This is a genomic window from Dietzia sp. WMMA184, from assembly GCF_002441635.1.
Lineage (GTDB): Bacteria > Actinomycetota > Actinomycetes > Mycobacteriales > Mycobacteriaceae > Dietzia > Dietzia kunjamensis.
Genome location: NZ_NXEI01000001.1, coordinates 3,497,582 through 3,516,811 on the forward strand (window position 1 = coordinate 3,497,582; position 19,230 = coordinate 3,516,811).

General features: G+C 69.6%; 13 protein-coding genes. 12 read left to right on the forward strand and 1 reads right to left on the reverse strand.

The window, feature by feature from the left end; translation table 11 throughout:
- Positions 1 to 385 precede the first annotated feature (385 nt).
- From CK206_RS16195 to CK206_RS16240, 10 genes are all read left to right on the forward strand, one after another.
- Positions 386 to 3,892 carry a DNA-directed RNA polymerase subunit beta gene (locus tag CK206_RS16195; RefSeq protein ID WP_069389561.1) on the forward strand — a complete coding sequence of 1,169 codons (3,507 nt, stop codon included), beginning with the start codon at positions 386 to 388 and terminating at the stop codon, positions 3,890 to 3,892.
- A gap of 124 nt (positions 3,893 to 4,016) precedes the next feature.
- Positions 4,017 to 7,976 carry a DNA-directed RNA polymerase subunit beta' gene (locus tag CK206_RS16200; protein ID WP_096907033.1) on the forward strand — a complete coding sequence of 1,320 codons (3,960 nt, stop codon included), beginning with the start codon at positions 4,017 to 4,019 and terminating at the stop codon, positions 7,974 to 7,976.
- Positions 7,977 to 8,177: 201 nt separating this feature from the next.
- A complete protein-coding gene (locus CK206_RS16205; protein ID WP_067716793.1) occupies positions 8,178 to 9,551 on the forward strand; it encodes a glycosyltransferase family 4 protein in 1,374 nt (457 codons plus the stop codon).
- Positions 9,545 to 10,264: a class I SAM-dependent methyltransferase gene (locus tag CK206_RS16210; protein WP_096907034.1), complete on the forward strand. Its 720-nt coding sequence runs from the start codon at positions 9,545 to 9,547 to the stop codon at positions 10,262 to 10,264. The genes CK206_RS16205 and CK206_RS16210 overlap by 7 nt, the downstream gene beginning before the upstream one ends.
- 6 nt (positions 10,265 to 10,270) lie before the next feature.
- Positions 10,271 to 11,401 carry a prenyltransferase gene (locus CK206_RS16215; protein WP_096907035.1) on the forward strand — a complete coding sequence of 377 codons (1,131 nt, stop codon included), beginning with the start codon at positions 10,271 to 10,273 and terminating at the stop codon, positions 11,399 to 11,401.
- A gap of 79 nt (positions 11,402 to 11,480) precedes the next feature.
- Positions 11,481 to 12,338 carry an LLM class F420-dependent oxidoreductase gene (locus tag CK206_RS16220; protein ID WP_096907036.1) on the forward strand — a complete coding sequence of 286 codons (858 nt, stop codon included), beginning with the start codon at positions 11,481 to 11,483 and terminating at the stop codon, positions 12,336 to 12,338.
- Between the two features lie 59 nt (positions 12,339 to 12,397).
- Positions 12,398 to 13,291 carry an SDR family NAD(P)-dependent oxidoreductase gene (locus tag CK206_RS16225; RefSeq protein WP_096907037.1) on the forward strand — a complete coding sequence of 298 codons (894 nt, stop codon included), beginning with the start codon at positions 12,398 to 12,400 and terminating at the stop codon, positions 13,289 to 13,291.
- On the forward strand, positions 13,288 to 14,334 hold the full coding sequence (locus CK206_RS16230; RefSeq protein ID WP_096907038.1) for a pirin family protein: 1,047 nt from the start codon (positions 13,288 to 13,290) through the stop codon (positions 14,332 to 14,334). The genes CK206_RS16225 and CK206_RS16230 overlap by 4 nt, the downstream gene beginning before the upstream one ends.
- A gap of 13 nt (positions 14,335 to 14,347) precedes the next feature.
- Positions 14,348 to 14,704, forward strand: a complete 357-nt coding sequence (locus CK206_RS16235) for a GNAT family N-acetyltransferase (RefSeq protein WP_096907039.1) — start codon at positions 14,348 to 14,350, stop codon at positions 14,702 to 14,704.
- Between the two features lies 1 nt (position 14,705).
- Positions 14,706 to 15,161, forward strand: coding sequence for a carboxymuconolactone decarboxylase family protein (locus tag CK206_RS16240; RefSeq protein WP_096907040.1), 456 nt, complete (start codon positions 14,706 to 14,708; stop codon positions 15,159 to 15,161).
- A 53-nt stretch (positions 15,162 to 15,214) separates the two neighbouring features.
- Here CK206_RS16240 and CK206_RS16245 read toward each other — a convergent pair whose 3' ends face one another.
- Entirely contained in the window at positions 15,215 to 15,631 is a 417-nt protein-coding gene (locus tag CK206_RS16245) for a YccF domain-containing protein (protein ID WP_096907041.1), read from the reverse strand.
- A gap of 45 nt (positions 15,632 to 15,676) precedes the next feature.
- Between CK206_RS16245 and CK206_RS16250 the strand changes: the two genes are divergently transcribed.
- Together CK206_RS16250 and CK206_RS16255 are read left to right on the forward strand one after the other, a co-directional pair.
- Positions 15,677 to 17,083 carry a sigma 54-interacting transcriptional regulator gene (locus CK206_RS16250; protein ID WP_216824146.1) on the forward strand — a complete coding sequence of 469 codons (1,407 nt, stop codon included), beginning with the start codon at positions 15,677 to 15,679 and terminating at the stop codon, positions 17,081 to 17,083.
- 44 nt (positions 17,084 to 17,127) lie between these two features.
- On the forward strand, positions 17,128 to 19,146 hold the full coding sequence (locus CK206_RS16255; protein WP_096907043.1) for a VWA domain-containing protein: 2,019 nt from the start codon (positions 17,128 to 17,130) through the stop codon (positions 19,144 to 19,146).
- Positions 19,147 to 19,230 lie beyond the last annotated feature (84 nt).

Sequence of the window (19,230 nt, forward strand, 5' to 3'; positions counted from 1 at the left end):
ACGAAAGTGCTTTCACCCGTCACCCTTTAGGTGCATCGGGCGAGTGCCGCAGAAGTCGAGTGCGACGCGGCCCGGGTGCGACGTCCCGACCGGGGCCGATGAGGCGAGAGCCACGAGGGCAACCAGCGCAGAGACGGACGCCGCACCACGCACGGGACCAGCCTCCGGGGGACACTCCGTTGAAGGCTGGACTTTGTCGCCGCCTTCCGCTAGATTAGGTCGTTGCGCTGGCTGCTATTTGCCCTCCCGTCCGTCCGTGACGGCTCACTCCCGGTTCCGCCGGGTGCTTTCCGAGCCCTCGATATCGCGGCGGACCTGGGTGGATACCCGTCGGCGGACCGCTCGCAGATACATCTGTGGTCACCGCCCGTGGTGATCACGTGAGGTGCTGGAAGGACCCATCTTGGCAGTCTCCCGCCAGACCACGTCAGTCTCCACCGTTCCCGGTGCGCCCCGGAGGGTTTCGTTCGCGAAACTCTCCGAGCCGTTGCCGGTCCCGGGGCTGCTCGACCTCCAGACGGAGTCGTTCGAGTGGTTCATCGGCTCGGAGGAGTGGCAAGAGAGGGCCGCCTCGCGCGGTACCACGAACCTCGAGGGAGGCCTGGAGTCCATCCTCAAGGAGATCTCCCCGATCGAGGACTTCTCCGGATCGATGTCGCTCTCGTTCTCGGAGCCCTACTTCGAAGAGGTCAAGGCGTCCCTCGAGGACTGCCGCGAAAAGGATCGCACCTACGAGGCGCCCCTGTTCGTCACGGCCGAGTTCGAGAACACCGAGACCGGTGAGATCAAGTCCCAGACGGTCTTCATGGGTGATTTCCCCATGATGACCGACAAGGGCACGTTCATCATCAACGGCACCGAGCGGGTCGTCGTCTCCCAGCTCGTCCGGTCGCCGGGCGTGTACTTCGATCGCTCGCGTGACAAGTCCACGGAGCGGGACGTCCACTCCGTCAAGGTCATCCCGTCGCGTGGCGCGTGGCTCGAGTTCGACGTCGACAAGCGCGACACCGTCGGCGTCCGCATCGACCGCAAGCGTCGCCAGTCGGTCACCGTCCTGCTCAAGGCCCTCGGGTGGACGACCACCGAGATCAAGGAGCGTTACGGCTTCTCCGAGATCATGATGTCCACGCTCGAGAAGGACACGGTCGAGGACACCGACCAGGCCCTGCTCGAGATCTACCGCAAGCTGCGCCCGGGCGAGCCGCCGACCCGCGAGTCCGCGGAGGCGCTCCTGGAGAACCTGTTCTTCAAGGAGAAGCGTTACGACCTGGCCCGCGTCGGTCGGTACAAGGTCAACCGCAAGCTCGGTCTGCCCGACCCCGAGGGTGACGCCACCACGACGCTCACCCGCGAGGACATCGCCGCCACCATCGAGTACCTCGTGCGCCTCCACGCGGGCGACGACTCGATGCAGGTGGCCGGTGGCCGCGAGGTGCCGGTCGAGGTCGACGACATCGACCACTTCGGCAACCGTCGTCTGCGTACCGTCGGTGAGCTCATCCAGAACCAGGTCCGCGTCGGCCTGTCCCGCATGGAGCGTGTCGTCCGCGAGCGCATGACCACGCAGGACTCCGAGGCGATCACCCCGCAGTCGCTGATCAACATCCGGCCCATCACGGCGGCGCTCAAGGAGTTCTTCGGAACCTCCCAGATGTCGCAGTTCATGGACCAGAACAACCCGTTGTCGGGTCTGACCCATAAGCGTCGTCTGTCCGCGCTGGGCCCCGGTGGTCTGTCGCGTGAGCGCGCCGGGCTCGAGGTCCGTGACGTGCACGCCTCGCACTACGGCCGCATGTGCCCGATCGAGACCCCCGAGGGTCCGAACATCGGTCTGATCGGTTCGCTCTCGGTGTACGCGCGGGTCAACCCGTTCGGTTTCATCGAGACCCCGTACCGCCGCGTCTACGAGGGCGTCGTCACCGATCAGGTGGACTACCTCACCGCCGACGAGGAAGACCGCTACGTCGTCGCGCAGGCCAACTCGGAGATCGACGCCGACGGCCGCTTCGTCGAGGACCGCATCCTCGTGCGCAAGAAGCACGGTGACGTCGAGATGGTCGAGCCGGGCGACGTCGACTACATGGACGTCTCGCCGCGACAGATGGTCTCCGTGGCCACCGCGATGATCCCGTTCCTCGAACACGATGACGCCAACCGTGCCCTGATGGGCGCGAACATGCAGCGGCAGTCCGTGCCGCTCGTGCGTTCCGAGGCGCCGCTCGTCGGCACCGGCATGGAGCTGCGCGCGGCCGTGGACGCCGGCGACGTGGTCGTCAACACCGCCCCGGGCATGGTGGAGGAGGTCTCGGCCGACTTCATCACCGTGATGGACGACGACGGCGGGCGTCAGACCTACCGCCTGTCGAAGTTCGCGCGCTCGAACCAGGGCACCTGCTCCAACCAGCGTCCGATCGTCGACGAGGGTGACCGCGTCGAGGTCGGCCAGGTCCTGGCCGACGGCCCCTGCACCGAGAACGGCGAGATGGCGCTGGGCAAGAACCTGCTCGTCGCGATCATGCCGTGGGAGGGCCACAACTACGAGGACGCGATCATCCTCTCGCAGCGCCTGGTGGAGGAGGACGTGCTCACGTCCATCCACATCGAGGAGCACGAGATCGACGCCCGCGACACCAAGCTGGGCGCCGAGGAGATCACGCGGGACATCCCCAACGTCTCCGACGAGGTCCTGGCGGACCTCGACGACCGCGGCATCGTGCGCATCGGCGCCGAGGTCCGTGACGGTGACGTCCTCGTCGGCAAGGTCACGCCGAAGGGTGAGACCGAGCTGACCCCGGAGGAGCGCCTGCTGCGCGCCATCTTCGGTGAGAAGGCGCGCGAGGTGCGCGACACCTCGCTCAAGGTGCCCCACGGTGAGTCCGGCAAGGTCATCGGCGTCCGCGTCTTCTCGCGGGACGACGACGACGATCTGCCCCCCGGTGTCAACGAGCTGGTGCGCGTCTACGTCGCGCAGAAGCGCAAGATCCAGGACGGCGACAAGCTCGCCGGCCGCCACGGCAACAAGGGCGTCATCGGTAAGATCCTCCCCGCCGAGGACATGCCGTTCATGCCCGACGGCACGCCGGTGGACATCATCCTCAACACACACGGCGTCCCGCGTCGTATGAACATCGGTCAGATCATGGAGACCCACCTCGGCTGGCTGGCCAAGGCCGGCTGGGAGGTCCCGCGTGAGGCGGACGGCTCCCTGCCCGACTGGGCGACCAAGCTGCCGGAGGAGATCCACAGCGTCGAGGCCGGCACCAACACGGCCACGCCCGTCTTCGACGGCGCGGCGGACACGGAGATCACCGGTCTGCTCGGCTGCACCCTGCCGAACCGTGACGGCGAGCGCATGGTGCAGGCCGACGGCAAGGCGACCCTCTTCGACGGTCGCTCCGGCGAGCCCTTCCCGTACCCGGTGTCCGTGGGCTACATGTACATCCTCAAGTTGCACCACCTCGTGGATGACAAGATCCACGCGCGTTCGACCGGTCCGTACTCGATGATCACCCAGCAGCCGCTCGGCGGTAAGGCCCAGTTCGGTGGCCAGCGATTCGGTGAGATGGAGTGCTGGGCGATGCAGGCCTACGGCGCGGCGTACACGCTGCAGGAGCTGCTGACGATCAAGTCCGACGACGTCGTGGGCCGCGTGAAGGTCTACGAGGCGATCGTCAAGGGCGAGAACATCCCGGAGCCGGGTATCCCGGAGTCCTTCAAGGTGCTTCTCAAGGAGCTGCAGTCGCTGTGCCTCAACGTGGAGGTGCTCTCCAGCGACGGCCAGGCCGTCTCCCTGGGTGAGGGCGACGACGACGATCTCGACCGCACCGCCGCGAACCTGGGGATCAACCTCTCGCGCGACGAGTCCTCGGCGGCCGACGAGCTGGCGCAGTAAGTAGGCGGGCGGGCGGCAGCCCTGTCGCCCGCCCCGCACCCGAAGAATTCAGTTCCACCACGGCGGGCCCCCGGCCCCACCCCGCGAGGGCCCGCCATCATCCCACCCGGGAAAGGACGCCTACGTGCAGGACGTCAACTACTTCGACGAGCTGGTCATCAGCCTCGCGACGGCCGAGGACATCCGTAACTGGTCCTACGGCGAGGTCAAGAAGCCGGAGACCATCAACTACCGCACCCTCAAGCCGGAGAAGGAGGGCCTGTTCTGCGAGAAGATCTTCGGCCCCACCCGGGACTGGGAGTGCTACTGCGGCAAGTACAAGCGCGTGCGCTTCAAGGGGATCATCTGTGAGCGCTGCGGCGTCGAGGTGACCCGTGCCAAGGTCCGCCGCGAGCGCATGGGCCACATCGAGCTGGCCGCGCCCGTCACCCACATCTGGTACTTCAAGGGCGTCCCGTCGCGCCTGGGTTACCTGCTGGACCTGGCGCCCAAGGACCTCGACAAGATCATCTACTTCGCCGCCTACGTCATCACCGGCGTCGACACCGAGCTGCGTCACAACGAGCTCAGCACCCTCGAGGCCCAGGTCCTCGAGGAGCGCAAGATCATCGAGGACGAGCGGGACTCCGACATCGAGGCCCGCGCGCGGAAGCTCGAAGCCGATCTCGCCGAGCTCGAGGCCGAGGGTGCCAAGGCCGACCAGCGCCGCAAGGTGAAGGACGGCGGCGAGAAGGAGATGAAGAAGATCCGCGAGTCGGCCCAGCGCGAGCTGGACCGTCTCGACGAGATCTGGACCACCTTCACCAAGCTCGACGTCAACCAGATCATCGTCGACGAGGGCATCTACCGCGAGCTCGAGGACCGCTTCGGCGAGTACTTCGAGGGCGGCATGGGCGCCGAGGCGATCCAGGCGCTGCTGCTGAACTTCGACCTGGCCGCCGAGGCCGAGTCGCTGCGGGAGATCATCCGCAACGGCAAGGGTCAGAAGAAGATCCGCGCCCTGAAGCGCCTCAAGGTCGTCTCCGCGTTCCTGCAGTCGGGCAACCACCCGGCCGCGATGGTCCTCGGGGCCGTCCCGGTGATCCCACCGGAGCTGCGTCCGATGGTCCAGCTCGACGGTGGCCGCTTCGCCACCTCGGACCTCAACGACCTCTACCGTCGTGTGATCAACCGCAACAACCGCCTCAAGCGGCTGATGGATCTCGGCGCCCCCGAGATCATCGTCAACAACGAGAAGCGGATGCTGCAGGAGTCCGTCGACGCGCTGTTCGACAACGGCCGGCGTGGCCGGCCCGTCACGGGCCCGGGCAACCGCCCGCTCAAGTCGCTCTCGGATCTGCTCAAGGGCAAGCAGGGCCGGTTCCGTCAGAACCTGCTCGGCAAGCGCGTCGACTACTCCGGTCGTTCCGTGATCGTCGTGGGCCCACAGCTGCAGCTGCACCAGTGTGGGCTGCCCAAGCTGATGGCGCTCGAGCTGTTCAAGCCCTTCGTCATGAAGCGTCTGGTGGACCTCAACCACGCGCAGAACATCAAGTCCGCCAAGCGCATGGTCGAGCGTCAGCGCGACCAGGTGTGGGACGTGCTCGAAGAGGTCATCGCCGAACACCCGGTGATGCTCAACCGTGCGCCCACGCTGCACCGCCTCGGCATCCAGGCGTTCGAGCCGCAGCTCGTCGAGGGCAAGGCCATCCAGCTGCACCCGCTCGTGTGTGAGGCCTTCAACGCCGACTTCGACGGTGACCAGATGGCCGTGCACCTCCCGCTGTCCGCGGAGGCGCAGGCCGAGGCGCGCATCCTCATGCTCGCCTCGAACAACATCCTGTCGCCGGCGTCGGGTCGTCCGCTCGCCATGCCGCGTCTGGACATGGTGACCGGCCTGTACTACCTCACCCGTCTGGACGAGGGTGCGACCGGCTCGTACGTCCCGGCCTCCGAGGACACCCCCGCCGTGGGCGTGTACTCGACGCCGTCGGAGGCCATCATGGCCGTCGACCTCGGCGTGCTGGACATCCACGCCCCGATCCAGGTCCGACTGACGCACCAGCGTCCGTCGGCCGACGTCGAGGCCGAGCAGTTCCCCGAGGGCTGGACGCAGGGCCAGGAGTGGCTGACCGTGACCACCCTCGGTCGCGTGATGTTCAACGAACTGCTCCCGGCGGACTACCCGTTCGTCAACGAGCAGATGCCCAAGAAGCGTCAGGCCGTCATCATCAACGACCTGGCCGAGCGCTACCCGATGATCGTCGTGGCGCAGACGGTGGACAAGCTCAAGGACACCGGTTTCTACTGGGCCACCCGCTCGGGTGTCACCATCGCCATGTCCGACGTACTGGTCCCGCCGGCCAAAAAGGAGATCCTCGCCTCGTACGACGCGAAGGCCGCGCGCCTGGAGTCGCAGTACGACCTCGGCAAGATCACCGACGAGGAGCGCAAGTCGGACCTGGTCAAGCTCTGGCAGGAGGCCACCGACGAGATCGGTCAGGCCATGGAGGAGAACTACCCGGACTCCAACCCGATCCCGACGATCGTGAAGTCGGGCGCGGCGGGCAACATGACCCAGATCCGCTCGCTCGCGGGCATGAAGGGTCTGGTGACGCGTCCGAACGGCGAGTTCATCCCGCAGCCGATCAAGTCCTCGTTCCGCGAGGGCCTGACCGTGCTCGAGTACTTCATGAACACGCACGGCGCCCGTAAGGGTCTGGCCGACACCGCCCTGCGTACCGCCGACTCGGGTTACCTCACCCGCCGTCTCGTCGACGTCTCGCAAGACGTCATCGTGCGCGAGACCGACTGTGGGACGTCGAAGGGTGTCGAGACGACCATCGCCCGCCCGGTGATGGACGTCCACGGCAGCCCGACCGGGTCCCTCGAGCGCGACGAGCACGTCGAGACCTCGACGTTCGCCCGGACGCTCGCGGAGGACGCGCTCGACGCCGACGGCAACGTGATCGTCGCCGCGGGCACCGACCTCGGTGACCCGAACATCGAGGCGCTGATCGTCGCCGGCATCGAGAAGGTCAAGGTCCGGTCGGTCCTCACCTGCACCACCGGTACCGGCGTCTGTGCGACCTGCTACGGCCGCTCGATGGCCACCGGTCTCCTGGTGGACATCGGCGAGGCCGTCGGCATCGTCGCCGCCCAGTCGATCGGTGAGCCGGGCACCCAGCTGACGATGCGTACCTTCCACCAGGGTGGCGTCGGTGACGACATCACCGGCGGTCTCCCGCGCGTGCAGGAGCTCTTCGAGGCTCGTGTTCCGAAGGGCAAGGCGCCGATTGCCGAGGAGGCGGGCCGGATCCGTCTCGAGGAGGAGGAGCGCTTCTACACGATCACGATCGTGCCGGACAACGGTGCGGACGAGATCGTCTACGAGAAGCTGTCGAAGCGCCAGGGCCTGGCCCATATCGAGCTGGAGGACGGCTCCTCCCGCCCGATCGCGGACGGCGATCACCTCGAGCGCGGGCAGGCCCTCCTCGAGGGCCCGGCCGATCCGCACGAGGTGCTGGCCATCCTCGGCCCCAACGGTGTCCAGAAGTTCCTCGTCGACGAGGTGCAGAAGGTCTACCGTGCGCAGGGTGTGTCGATCCACGACAAGCACCTCGAGGTCATCGTCCGTCAGATGATGCGTCGAGTCGCGATCAACGACTCGAACAGCACCGAGTTCCTGCCCGGTGCGCTCGTGGAGCGTGCCGAGCTCACGGCGGAGAACCGCCGCGTGCTCACCGAGGGCGGCTCGCCGGCCTCGGCGCGTCCGGTCCTCATGGGCATCACCAAGGCCTCGCTGGCCACGGACTCGTGGCTCTCGGCTGCCTCCTTCCAGGAGACCACCCGCGTGCTCACCGACGCCGCCATCAACAAGCGGTCGGACAAGCTCGTGGGCCTCAAGGAGAACGTCATCATCGGTAAGCTCATCCCGGCGGGTACCGGTATCAACCGCTACCGGAACTCGACGGTCGAGCCCACCGAGGAGGCCCGCGCCGCCGCGTACTCCATCCCGGACTACGGCGATGGTTTCTACGGTCCCGAGGACGGGTTCGGGGACGCCACCGGCGCCTCGGTCCGCCTGGACGACCTGGGCTACTGAGCAGGCCCCACGGCGACGAACCGACCGTGGAGTAACACCGACACCGGACCCCCGAGCGCCTCTCGCGCCGGGGGTCCGCTGCGTTCGTCCGGCCGTGTGTGGGACCGGGGCGAACGTGTTCTAGACTTTCCCGATGTGCCCGTCGCCGCCCGCGACACCCGCCGACGGCGGGCCGACGACCATGAAGGAGGCGATCGAGAAGTGCGGATCGCGCTGCTCTCGTACCGGAGCAAGCCACACGGCGGGGGCCAGGGCGTCTACGTCCGTCACCTCAGCCGCGAGTTGGCAGCACTCGGACACACGGTCGAGGTGTTCTCCGGTCAGCCCTACCCGGAACTCGACCCGGGCCCCACGCTCACCGAGGTCCCGAGTCTGGACCTGTACAACGACGCGAACCCGTTCCGCACGCCGCACCCGCGGGAGATCCGCGACCTCATCGACGTGCTCGAGGTGGTCACCATGTGGACCGCCGGGTTCCCGGAGCCGCGGACGTTCAGCATGCGGGCCGCGCGCACACTCCGGGAACGTCTGGACGACTTCGACGTGGTGCACGACAACCAGTGCCTGGGATCCGGCCTGCTGGACCTGGAGAAGGCGGGTTTCCCCGTCGTGGCCACGGTGCACCACCCCATCACGCGGGATCGCGCGCTGGCCATGAAGGAGGCCCCGCTGCGCAAGAAGATCACGACGTGGCGTTGGTTCGGGTTCCTGGGCATGCAGATGCGGGTCTCCCGCAAGCTGCAGGAGATCATCACGGTCTCCAGCAACTCCGCCGACGACATCGCCACCGACTTCGGCGTGGACCCGGACCGCATCGTCACGATCCCGCTGGGCGTGGACACCGACCGGTTTCATCACCGGCGCGTGCGTGAGCCCGGCCGCCTGGTCTGCGTGGCCAGTGCCGATCAGCCGCTCAAGGGCGTGCCGGTCCTGTTGCGCGCGCTGGCCAGGGTCCGCGAGGAGCACCCGGGCGTGCGTCTGACGCTGGTGTCCAAGCTCAAGCGCAAGGGCGAGGCTGCCAGGCTGCTCGACAAGCTGGGCCTGAGGGACGCGGTGGACCTGGTGTCCGGGGTCGACGACGACGAGCTCGCCGATCTCGTCGGGTCGGCCGAGATCGCGGTCGTGCCGAGTATGTACGAGGGATTCTCCCTGCCTGCGGTGGAGGCCATGTCCAGCGGCTGCGCACTTGTCGCGACCCGGGCCGGCGCGCTGCCGGAGGTAGTCGGCACGGACGACTCGGCGGCCCGCCTGGTCGAGCCGGGCGACGTCGACGCGCTGGCCCGTGAGATCAGCGCGCTGCTGTCCGACCCGGCCGAGCGGCAACGCCTCTCGCAGGGCGGCCGTGCACGGGTCATGGAGCGCTACAGCTGGGCCGCCGTCGCCCGCAGGACCGTCGAGGTCTACGAGGCCGCTATCGCCCGGGTCCGCGGCGACGCGCTGCCGGACCTGACGGCCGGGCCGGTCCTCGGGCCGGATCAGACAGAGATCGACGAGCACGTCACCGACGACGTGCCCGAGGTGCTCCCGGAGTCCGGTGAGTACACCATCCGTGAGCAGGAGGACGCCGCATGCTGACCGCTGATTTCGACCGTCTCGGGGTCACCCCCGGTATGCGAGCCATCGACGTGGGGGCCGGCCTCGGTCGTCACACCTTCGAGCTCTACCGGCGTGGCGCGGACGTCACGGCGTTCGACCAGAACGCCGACGAGATGCAGCAGGTCTCCGACATGCTCGCCGCCATGGAGGCCGAGGGCGAGGGGCTGCCCACCTCGAAGGGGGAGGCCGTCACCGGGGACGCGCTGAACATGCCGTACGAGGACGCGACCTTCGATCTGGTGCTCATCTCCGAGGTGCTCGAGCACGTCCCGGAGGACACCAAGGCCATCGCCGAACTCGTGCGGATCCTCAAGCCGGGCGGCGTCGCCGCCGTGACCGTGCCGCGTGAGTGGCCGGAGAAGCTCTGCTGGAAGCTGTCCGACGCCTACCACTCCAACCCGGGTGGGCACTGCCGGATCTACACCGCCGAGGAGTTGGGGTTCAAGCTCCGCGCCGCGGGGCTGGAGGTCACCGGCACCGGGTTCGCCCACGCGCTGCACGCCCCGTACTGGTGGCTCAAGTGCGCGGTGGGTACGGAGAACGACGACCACCCGTTGCCGAAGGCGTACCACAAGCTGCTCGTCTGGGACCTGATGAAGAAGCCCTGGGTCACCCGGACCGCCGAGAAGGTGCTCAACCCGGTGATGGGCAAGTCCATCGTGTTCTACCTGCGTAAGCCCGTGGAGGCCTGATCGTCCGTGCAGACGCCCAACACCAGAGTCACCAGCCATCGTCCGGTCCCCACCGTGCCCGGGGTCCTCGACGCCGACGCGGTCCGCGCCACCGGCGAGTGGCTCGCCTCCGTCCAGAAGCCCAACGGTGAGATCCCGTGGTTCACCGGCGGTCACACCGACCCCTGGGATCACGTGGAGTCGGCGATGGGCCTGTCCGTCGCCGGCCAGTGGGAGGCCGCCGAGAGGGCGTACGGGTTCCTCCGGGACACCCAGCGGGGCGACGGGTCGTGGCCGATGAAGTGGCAGGACGACCACGTCGCCGACGGCGACGTCGACTCCAACTTCTGCGCGTACGTCGCGGTGGGCGTGTGGCACCACCACCTGGTGAGCGGCAGGCCCGGTTTCCTCGAGTCGATGTGGCCGACGGTGCGCCGGGCACTCGACCTGGTGTTGACGTTCCAGGGGCCCGAGGGGCAGATGTGGTGGGGCGCCGGTCCCGAGGGCTTCTGCGAGGAGGCGCTGGTCACCGGCTCGTCCAGCATCCACCACGCGCTGCGCTGCGGCGTCGCGATCGCCGAGGAGCTCGGCGGGAGCGCGCCGGACTGGGACGCCGCCGCCGACCGGTTGGGCCATGCGCTGCGCGCCCACCCCGAGCTCTTCACGCCCAAGGACGAGTTCTCCATGGACTGGTACTACCCGGTCCTGGCCGGCGTGATGGTGGGGGAGCAGGCGCAGGCGCGGCTCGACTCCCGGTGGGACGACTTCGTGGTGGACGGACTGGGCATCCGCTGCGTCGACCACCGGCCGTGGGTCACCGGGGCCGAGACGTGCGAACTGGTGCTCGCCCTGGAGGCGGCCGGGCGACACGATGAGGCGCTCGCGCAGTTCACCAACATGCAGCACCTGCGGGACACCGACGGTTCCTACTGGACCGGACTCGTCTTCGCCGACGGCAAGCGGTGGCCGGTCGAGCTGAGCACATGGACAGCGGCCGTCATGCTGCTGGCGGCGGACGCCCTCTCGCGCACCACCCCGGGCAACGAGATCTTCCGCTATGTCTCGCACCACACCATGCAGCGTCTGCAGTCCCAGCCGGGCGATCCGGCCGATTGCGTGGCGGGCGAGGTCTGCCCACCCGCCGCCGTCGTGCGCTAGTCTGTGGCGACACCGCCGCTGGACACCTGTCTGATCAGGTGTCAGGCGGCGGGTCGACGCTGCGCACGAGGGAGAACGCATGGAATTCGGACTGACCCTGTTCACCAGTGACCGGGGCATCCGGCCGACCACGGCCGCCGTGGCCGCCGAGCGCGCCGGGTTCTCCGCGTTCTACGTTCCCGAGCACACGCACATCCCGGTGCGGCGCGAGGCCGCGCACCCGGGTACCGGCGGCGCCGAGCTCCCCGACGAGCGGTACAGCCGCACTCTGGACCCGTGGGTCGCCCTCGGCGCCGCCGCGGCGGTCACGTCGACCATCCGTCTCGGCACCGCCGTGTCCATCCCGGTGGAGAGCGACCCCCTCACGCTGGCCAAGACCATCGCCTCGGTCGACCACCTCTCCGACGGGCGCACCGTGCTCGGCGTGGGGTACGGCTGGAATCTGGACGAGATGGCCGACCACAACGTGCCGCCGCAGCGTCGGCGCACCATGCTCCGCGAGTACCTCGAGGCCATGCGGGAGCTGTGGACGCACGACGAGGCCGAGTACCACGGAGAGTTCGTCGACTTCGGTCCCAGCTGGGCCTGGCCCAAGACCGCCCGCACGCCCGGCCCGCTCACCCTCGTGGGAGCGGCCGGCACGGAGAAGAACCTCAAGTGGATCTGCCGCAGCGCCGACGGCTGGATGACCACCCCGATCTCCCAGGACATCGCCGGCAGCGTACGGACGCTGCGGGAACTGTGGGCGGAGGCCGGACGGGAGGGCGAGCCCTACATCGTCGTCCTCGACGGGAAACCGGATCACGAGAAGATCGACGCCTACCGCGAACTCGGCGTCCACGAGCTCGTCTACGGCACTCCCGACCGGGCCGAGGACGAGGTGCTGGCCTACATCGACCGCCTCGCCGGCAAACTCGGCCTCGACGCCCTGGTCTGAGGCGGGCGGGGCTCCCGGGAGCGCCCCACCGGGACTCCGCACGCCGGTACCGTCAGGGTATGGACACCAGCGCGCCCGCCGCCCCCGTCGTCGTCGTCACCGGAGCCGGGGGCGGCCTCGGGGCCGCCACCACCGCGCTCTACGCCTCCCGGGGCTGGCACGTCGTGGCCGTCGACCTCCAGGCGCCGCCCGGCGGTGACCGAATCACGCCCCTCGCCGCCGACGTCACCGACTCCGCCTCGCTCACCGCCCTGGCCGACCGGGTCCGACGCGAGCACGGCCGCCTCGACGCGCTCGTCACGTTCGCGGGCGTCCTCGGGATCGGGCCGCTGGCCGAGACCGATCCGGACCGGGTGCAGCAGGTCCTGGACGTCAACGTCATGGGCACCGTGCGCACCGTCCACGCCCTGTGGGACCTCCTCCGGGAGACCCGCGGGAGGGTGGTGCTCATCAGCTCCGAGACCGGCCCGCAGCACGGCATGCCGATGAACGGCGCCTACGCCATGAGCAAGCACGCGATCGAGGCCTACGGTGACGCGCTGCGGCGCGAGCTGATGTTCCTCGGCCTGGACGTCGTGCTCGTCCAGCCGGGTCCGTTCCGCACCGGCATGACCGCCTCGATCCGGCGGCGCTTCCAGGAATCGACCGCCCCCGGCTCGCCGTTCGCCGCGATGGCCGCGGTGATGGGGGAGATGGCCGCCGGTGAGGACGACAAGGCCACCGACCCGTCCGTGCTCGCGGAGGCCGTGTGGACCGCCGGTACCACAGCGCGCCCCCGCCGCCGCTACGCCGTGCGATGGGACCTCGGCCGACGTCTCCTCGACCATCTGCCGGTGGCGGTCGTGGACAAGGCGCTCGTCCTGGCGCTGAGCGGGAAGATCAACGCCAAGAAGCTGGAGCTGCGCCGCGAGGCCGTCGACGCCCGGGCCGAGATGAGCGAGGTCGTCGAATGAGCAACCTCGACCCCGACCCGCCCGAGATCGAGTGCGAGGCCGGCGGTGCGCCGGGCGGGCCCCGTTCGGCAGAGGCGCAGCCCGGCGGGGCCGTCGTGGAGATCATCACCTCCCGCGAGGTGCCCCTGGGCGGGCCGCGGGCGATGACGGTCCGCCGGACGCTGCCGCAGCGCCAGCGTTCGCTCATCGGCGCCTTCTGCTTTGTCGACCACTACGGACCGGATGACGTCTCGGCCACCGGCGGCATGGACGTGCCCTCGCACCCGCACACCGGCCTGCAGACCGTGAGCTGGCTCTTCGAGGGCAGCGTCACCCATCACGACTCCGGGGACAACCATGCGGTGGTGCGCCCGGGGGAGGTCAACCTCATGACCTCCGGCGCCGGCATCTGCCACACCGAGGTCTCGACCCAGGACACCACCGTCCTGCACGGCGTGCAGCTGTGGACCGTGCTACCCGAGGAACACCGCGAGAGCAGCGGCCGCAGGTTCGACCACCACGTGCCCGACCCCGTCGGATTCGCCGGCGGAGCGGCGCGGGTCTTCATGGGGTCGCTGCTGGGCTCGTCGTCGTCGGTCACCACCTACACCCCCCTCGTCGCCGCGGAGCTCCGGCTCGACCCCGGCGCCGAACTGCGACTGGACGTCGACCCGGCCTTCGAGCACGGGCTTCTCGTCGACTCCGGTGATCTGACCCTCGAGGGCGTCGACGTGGAGGTCAGCCACCTCGCGTACACCGGCGTCGGCGAGACCACCCTGACGATCCGCAACACCGGCACCACCGCCGGGCGGGCGGTCCTCATCGGTGGCACCCCGTTCGAGGAGGACATCATCATGTGGTGGAACTTCATCGGCCGGACCCACGACGAGATCGCGGGCTACCGCGAGCAGTGGGAGGCCGGATCGGAGCGCTTCGGACGCGTGGACGGGTACATCGGCCACGACCCGCGGGGGCTGACCCGGCTCCCCGCGCCCACCCTGCCCACCACCACCCTCAAACCGCGGGTCAACCCGGACCCGCGCGCACAGTCGACCCCGATGTGAGAGGACACCGCAGATGACCGAGTACACCGACAAGACCGGCGCCACCGTGACCGTGGACCGAGCCGACTCCACCGAGGCGTTCGAGGTCCGGGACGCCTCCGGCGAGGTCGCCGGCCACGCCGATTTCCGCGACCACGCCGGCGAGCGCGTCTTCCACCACACCGTGGTCGACGAGGAGTTCGGTGGCCGGGGCATCGGCACCGCACTCGTGCGCGGCGCGGTGGAGGCCACGCGCGAGGAGGGGATCACCATCGTGCCGGTGTGCTCGATGGTGGAGGGTTTCCTCGGCAAGAACGCGGACGAGTTCGCCGGCGCGTACCGGGAGGCCACGGACGCCGACCGGGCGCGATTCGGCGGGGAGGACGGCTGACATGGGGGTCCCGCAGTTGGATCGCGCCCAACGCGAGGTCTACAAGCAGCTCGTCCGCACCGCCGTGGCCTCGCGGGAGGCCTCCGGCGAGGCCGGGCTGGAGGAGTCGCTGCTCGAACTGGTCAACGTGCGCGTCTCGCAGCTCAACGGCTGCGCGGCCTGCCTGGCCACCCACGTGCCGGCGGCCCGCAAGGCCGGGGTCTCCCAGGACCGGCTCGACCTGCTGCCCGCGTGGCGGGAGATCGATGCGTTCGGTGACCCGGAAAGGGCGGCACTACGACTGGCCGAGACGCTGACCCGGCTGGACGACGCCGAGGAACGCGCCGCCGCGACCGCAGCCGCCGCCGACCACTTCTCCGACGAGCAGCTCTCGGCGCTCGAGTGGACGATCGTGCTGATCAACGCCTTCAACCGGGTGTCGATCGCCAGCCACCACCAGCCGGGGATCGAGGACTGACCGGGCCCGGCCGCGGTGCGGGGGTGCGGGGTCAGCGGGTGGCGCCCGGGCGGTCAGCGGGTGGCGACCGGCACCATCGCCGCCCGGTCGGAGCGGACGATCTCCTTGCCGAACGGGAAGCACGTGACCGGGATGAGCTTGAGATTGGCCCACGCCAGGGGCAGGCCGATGATCGTCATCGCCTGCGCGACGGCGGTGGCGACGTGGCCGATCGCCAGCCACAGTCCGGCCACCAGGAACCAGATGACGTTGGCGATCGTGCTCACCCCGCCGGGACGGCCCCGGTCGACGACCTCCCGGCCGAACGGCCACAGCACGTAGGCGGCGATCCGGAAACTCGCGACCCCGAACGGGATCGTGATGATGAGGATGCAGGCGAGGATCCCGGCCAGCACATAGCCGAGGAACAGCCAGATGCCCGCGGTCAGCAGCCAGATGATGTTGAGGACGAGGGTCAACACTGCACGCATGATGCCACCCTATGCCGGAAGCGGAAGTGGCATCGCAGGGCTACGGTGGGCGGTGTGAGCGATAAGCCGAACGTGCAGACCCTCGGCGAGCTGCGCGCCGCCGGATACACCAGCCGCACCCTCCGCGAGGAGCTGCGCGAGAACCTGCTCGCGGCCCTGGCCGCCGGACGCGATCCGTGGCCCGGCATGCACGGCTTCGACACGACGGTGATCCCACAGGTCGAGCGGGCGATCATCGCCGGCCACGACATCGTCCTGCTCGGAGAACGCGGCCAGGGCAAGACCCGTCTGCTGCGCACGCTCGTCGGGTTGCTGGACGAGTGGTCGCCCGTCGTGGCCGGGTCCGAGCTGGGCGAGGACCCGCTCGCGCCGATCACCGAACCCACGCGCGAGCGGATCGCCCGCGAGGGGGATGCGCTGCCCGTACAGTGGCGCCACCGTGACGAGCGCTATGTGGAGAAGCTGTCCACCCCGGACACCTCCGTCGCCGACATGATCGGCGACGTCGATCCCATGAGGGTGGCCGAGGGCCGCCGACTGGGTGACCCGGAGACCATCCACTACGGGTTGGTGCCGCGCGCGAACCGCGGGATCGTGGCGCTCAACGAACTGCCCGACCTGGCCGAGAGGATCCAGGTGGCGTTGCTCAACGTCATGGAGGAGCGGGACGTCCAGATCCGCGGCTACGTCCTGCGCCTGCCCCTGGACGTGCTGGTGGTGGCCTCGGCGAACCCGGAGGACTACACCAACCGCGGACGGATCATCACCCCGCTGAAGGACCGGTTCGGCGCCGAGATCCGCACCCACTACCCGCTAGACCTGGCCGACGAGATCGAGGTCGTGCGGCAGGAAGCCGAGCTGACCGCCGAGGTGCCGGATCCGCTGATGGAACTGCTCGCCCGGTTCACGCGCGAGTTGCGCACCTCCGACTCGATCAACCAGGCCTCCGGCGTCTCCGCCCGCTTCGCCATCGCCGGCGCGGAGACCGTCGCGGCGGCGGCCCGACGGCGGGCGGCCGTGCGGGGTGCCGACGACCCGGGTGAGTCCGTGGCACGGCTCGTCGACGTGGACGCCGCCGTCGAGGTCCTGCGCGGCAAGATCGAGTTCGAGCCCGGCGAGGAGGGGCGCGAGACCGAGATCCTGCGGTACCTGCTGCGCATCGCCACGGTGGACGTCGTCCGCGGACTGTTCCGGGGGATCGACATGACCCCGCTGGTCGACGCGTTCGACGGGTCGGTGACCCTCACGACCGGCGCGAGCGTCACCGCCGCCGAATTCCTCGCCGCCCTGCCCGAGCTGTCCGAACCCGGGCTCTACGACGAGATCGCCGACAGGGTCGGGGCGTCCAACGTCGGCCAGCGGGCCGGCGGGATCGAACTGGCGCTGGAGGGGCTCTACCTCTCACGGCGTCTGTCCAAGGAGACCGGGGACGGCGCCGCCGTCTACGGCTGACACCATCGGCGGCTGCCGAGCGCCGCCGGAGCAGGAGGTGCGCGATGTCGCGACCAGAGCCCCGCGCCCGCTACGGGCGCTACATCGGCGGGCCGGACCCGCTCGCGCCCCCGCTCGACCTGTCCGAGGCGCTCGACGCGGTCTCCGAGGGCGTCATGGCCGGGTACTCCCCGGAGCAGTCCATGCGGGAGTTCCTCCGCACCGGCGGCCGCGACCAGACAGGCCTCGACGAGCTGGCCGGACGCATCCAGCGTCGACGCCGCGAACTGCTGCAGCGGAACCACCTGGGCGGCACCCTCGAGGAGGTCTCCCGGCTGCTCGACGAGGCGCTGCTCGCCGAGCGGGGACAGCTCGCCCGCGACACCGCCATGGATCCCATGGACCGCACCCTGCGGGAGATGACCATCGAGAACCTGCCCGACTCGCCGGCCGCCGCGGTCGGGGAACTCAAGGACTACGACTGGGCCTCGTCCGACGCCCGCGAGGCGTACCGCCGCATCCAGGACCTCATGGGCGCCGAGGCGCTCGACGCCCGATTCGCCGGGATGAAACAGGCGCTGGAGAACGCGACCGACGCCGACCGGGCGGCGGTGTCGGAGATGCTGTCGGACCTGACCGAACTGCTCGACAAGCACGCCCGCGGAGAGGACACCCCCGAGGACTTCCGTGAGTTCATGGACAAGCACTCCGACGCGTTCCCGGAGCAGCCGAAGGACGTCGAGGAGCTGATCGACACCCTCGCCGAGCGTGCGGCCGCGGCCCAGCGGATGATGCGCTCGATGACCCCGGAGCAGCGGGAGGAGCTCATGGCCCTGTCGCAGCAGGCGTTCGGTTCGCCCGAGTTGATGGAGCAGCTGGGCCGGTTGGACGGGCTGCTGCAGTCCCTGCGTCCGGGCGAGGACTGGGACGGCTCGGAGGACTTCGAGGGCTCCGAGGGGCTGGGGATGTCCGAGGGGACCGCGGCCATGGCCGAACTCGGGGACCTCGACCGGCTGGCCGAACAGCTCTCCCGGAGCGACAGGTCCCCGCTGTCCGAACTCGACCTGGAGGCGGTGGCCCGCCATCTCGGTCGCGAGGCGGCGGTGTCCGTGCAGACGCTGTCGCGGCTCGAACAACAGATGCGCGAGTCCGGCTACCTCAGTCGCCGACCGGACGGGGACCTCCGACTCTCCCCGGCCGCGCTGCGCAAACTCGGGAGGTCACTGCTCCGCGACGCCGCACAGCGGTTGTCCGGCCGGACCGGTGCGCGCGAGACCAGGCTGTCGGGGGCCGCGGGGGAGCAGACGGGGTCGAGCCGGGCCTGGGAGTTCGGTGACGTCGAGTCCTGGGACGTGCCCAGGACCGTGGGCAATGCGATCTCCCGGATCGCCGCGGAGGGGGGCGAGACGGGTGCGGGGATCCGGCTCCTGCCCGAGGACATCGAGGTCAGGGAGACCGAGGCGCGGACCCAGGCCGCAGTGGCGCTGCTGGTGGACACGTCGTTCTCCATGGCCATGGAGGGGCGGTGGGTCCCGATGAAGCGTACGGCCCTGGCCCTCCACCACCTGGTGAGCACCCGTTTCCGGCAGGACCGGCTGCAGCTCATCTCGTTCGGCCGCTTCGCCCAGACCCGGACCGTGGAGGACCTGCTCTCCCTGGACGCGCAGTACGAGGCCGGCACGAACCTGCATCATGCGCTCCTGCTCGCCGGGCGGTACTTCCGTGAGCACCCGACGATGCAGCCGGTGTTGCTCATCGTCACCGACGGCGAACCCACCGCCCACCTGCTCAGCGGCGGGGAGCCGTGGTTCGCCTACCCGCCGGACCCTGAGACCATCCGGATCACCGTCGACGAGTTGGACCGGGTCGCCCGCACCGGGGCGCAGACGACCTTCTTCCGGCTGGGCGACGACCCGGGTCTGTCCCGATTCCTGGACGCGCTCGCCCGGAGGGTCGACGGCACGGTGGTGGCGCCGGACGTCGACGACCTGGGCGCAGCCGTGGTGGGGCGGTTCCTGCACTCACGGCGCGGTCGGCCCTCGCCCGGCGACCCGTGGAGCGCCGGCGGCCGCTGGGCGGTGTGACCCACCCCGCCGCTGCCCCGACCGCCAGACTCGGGCACCCCGCAACCGCGAGATCCGCTACTCCGAATCCGGATCCGCTACTCG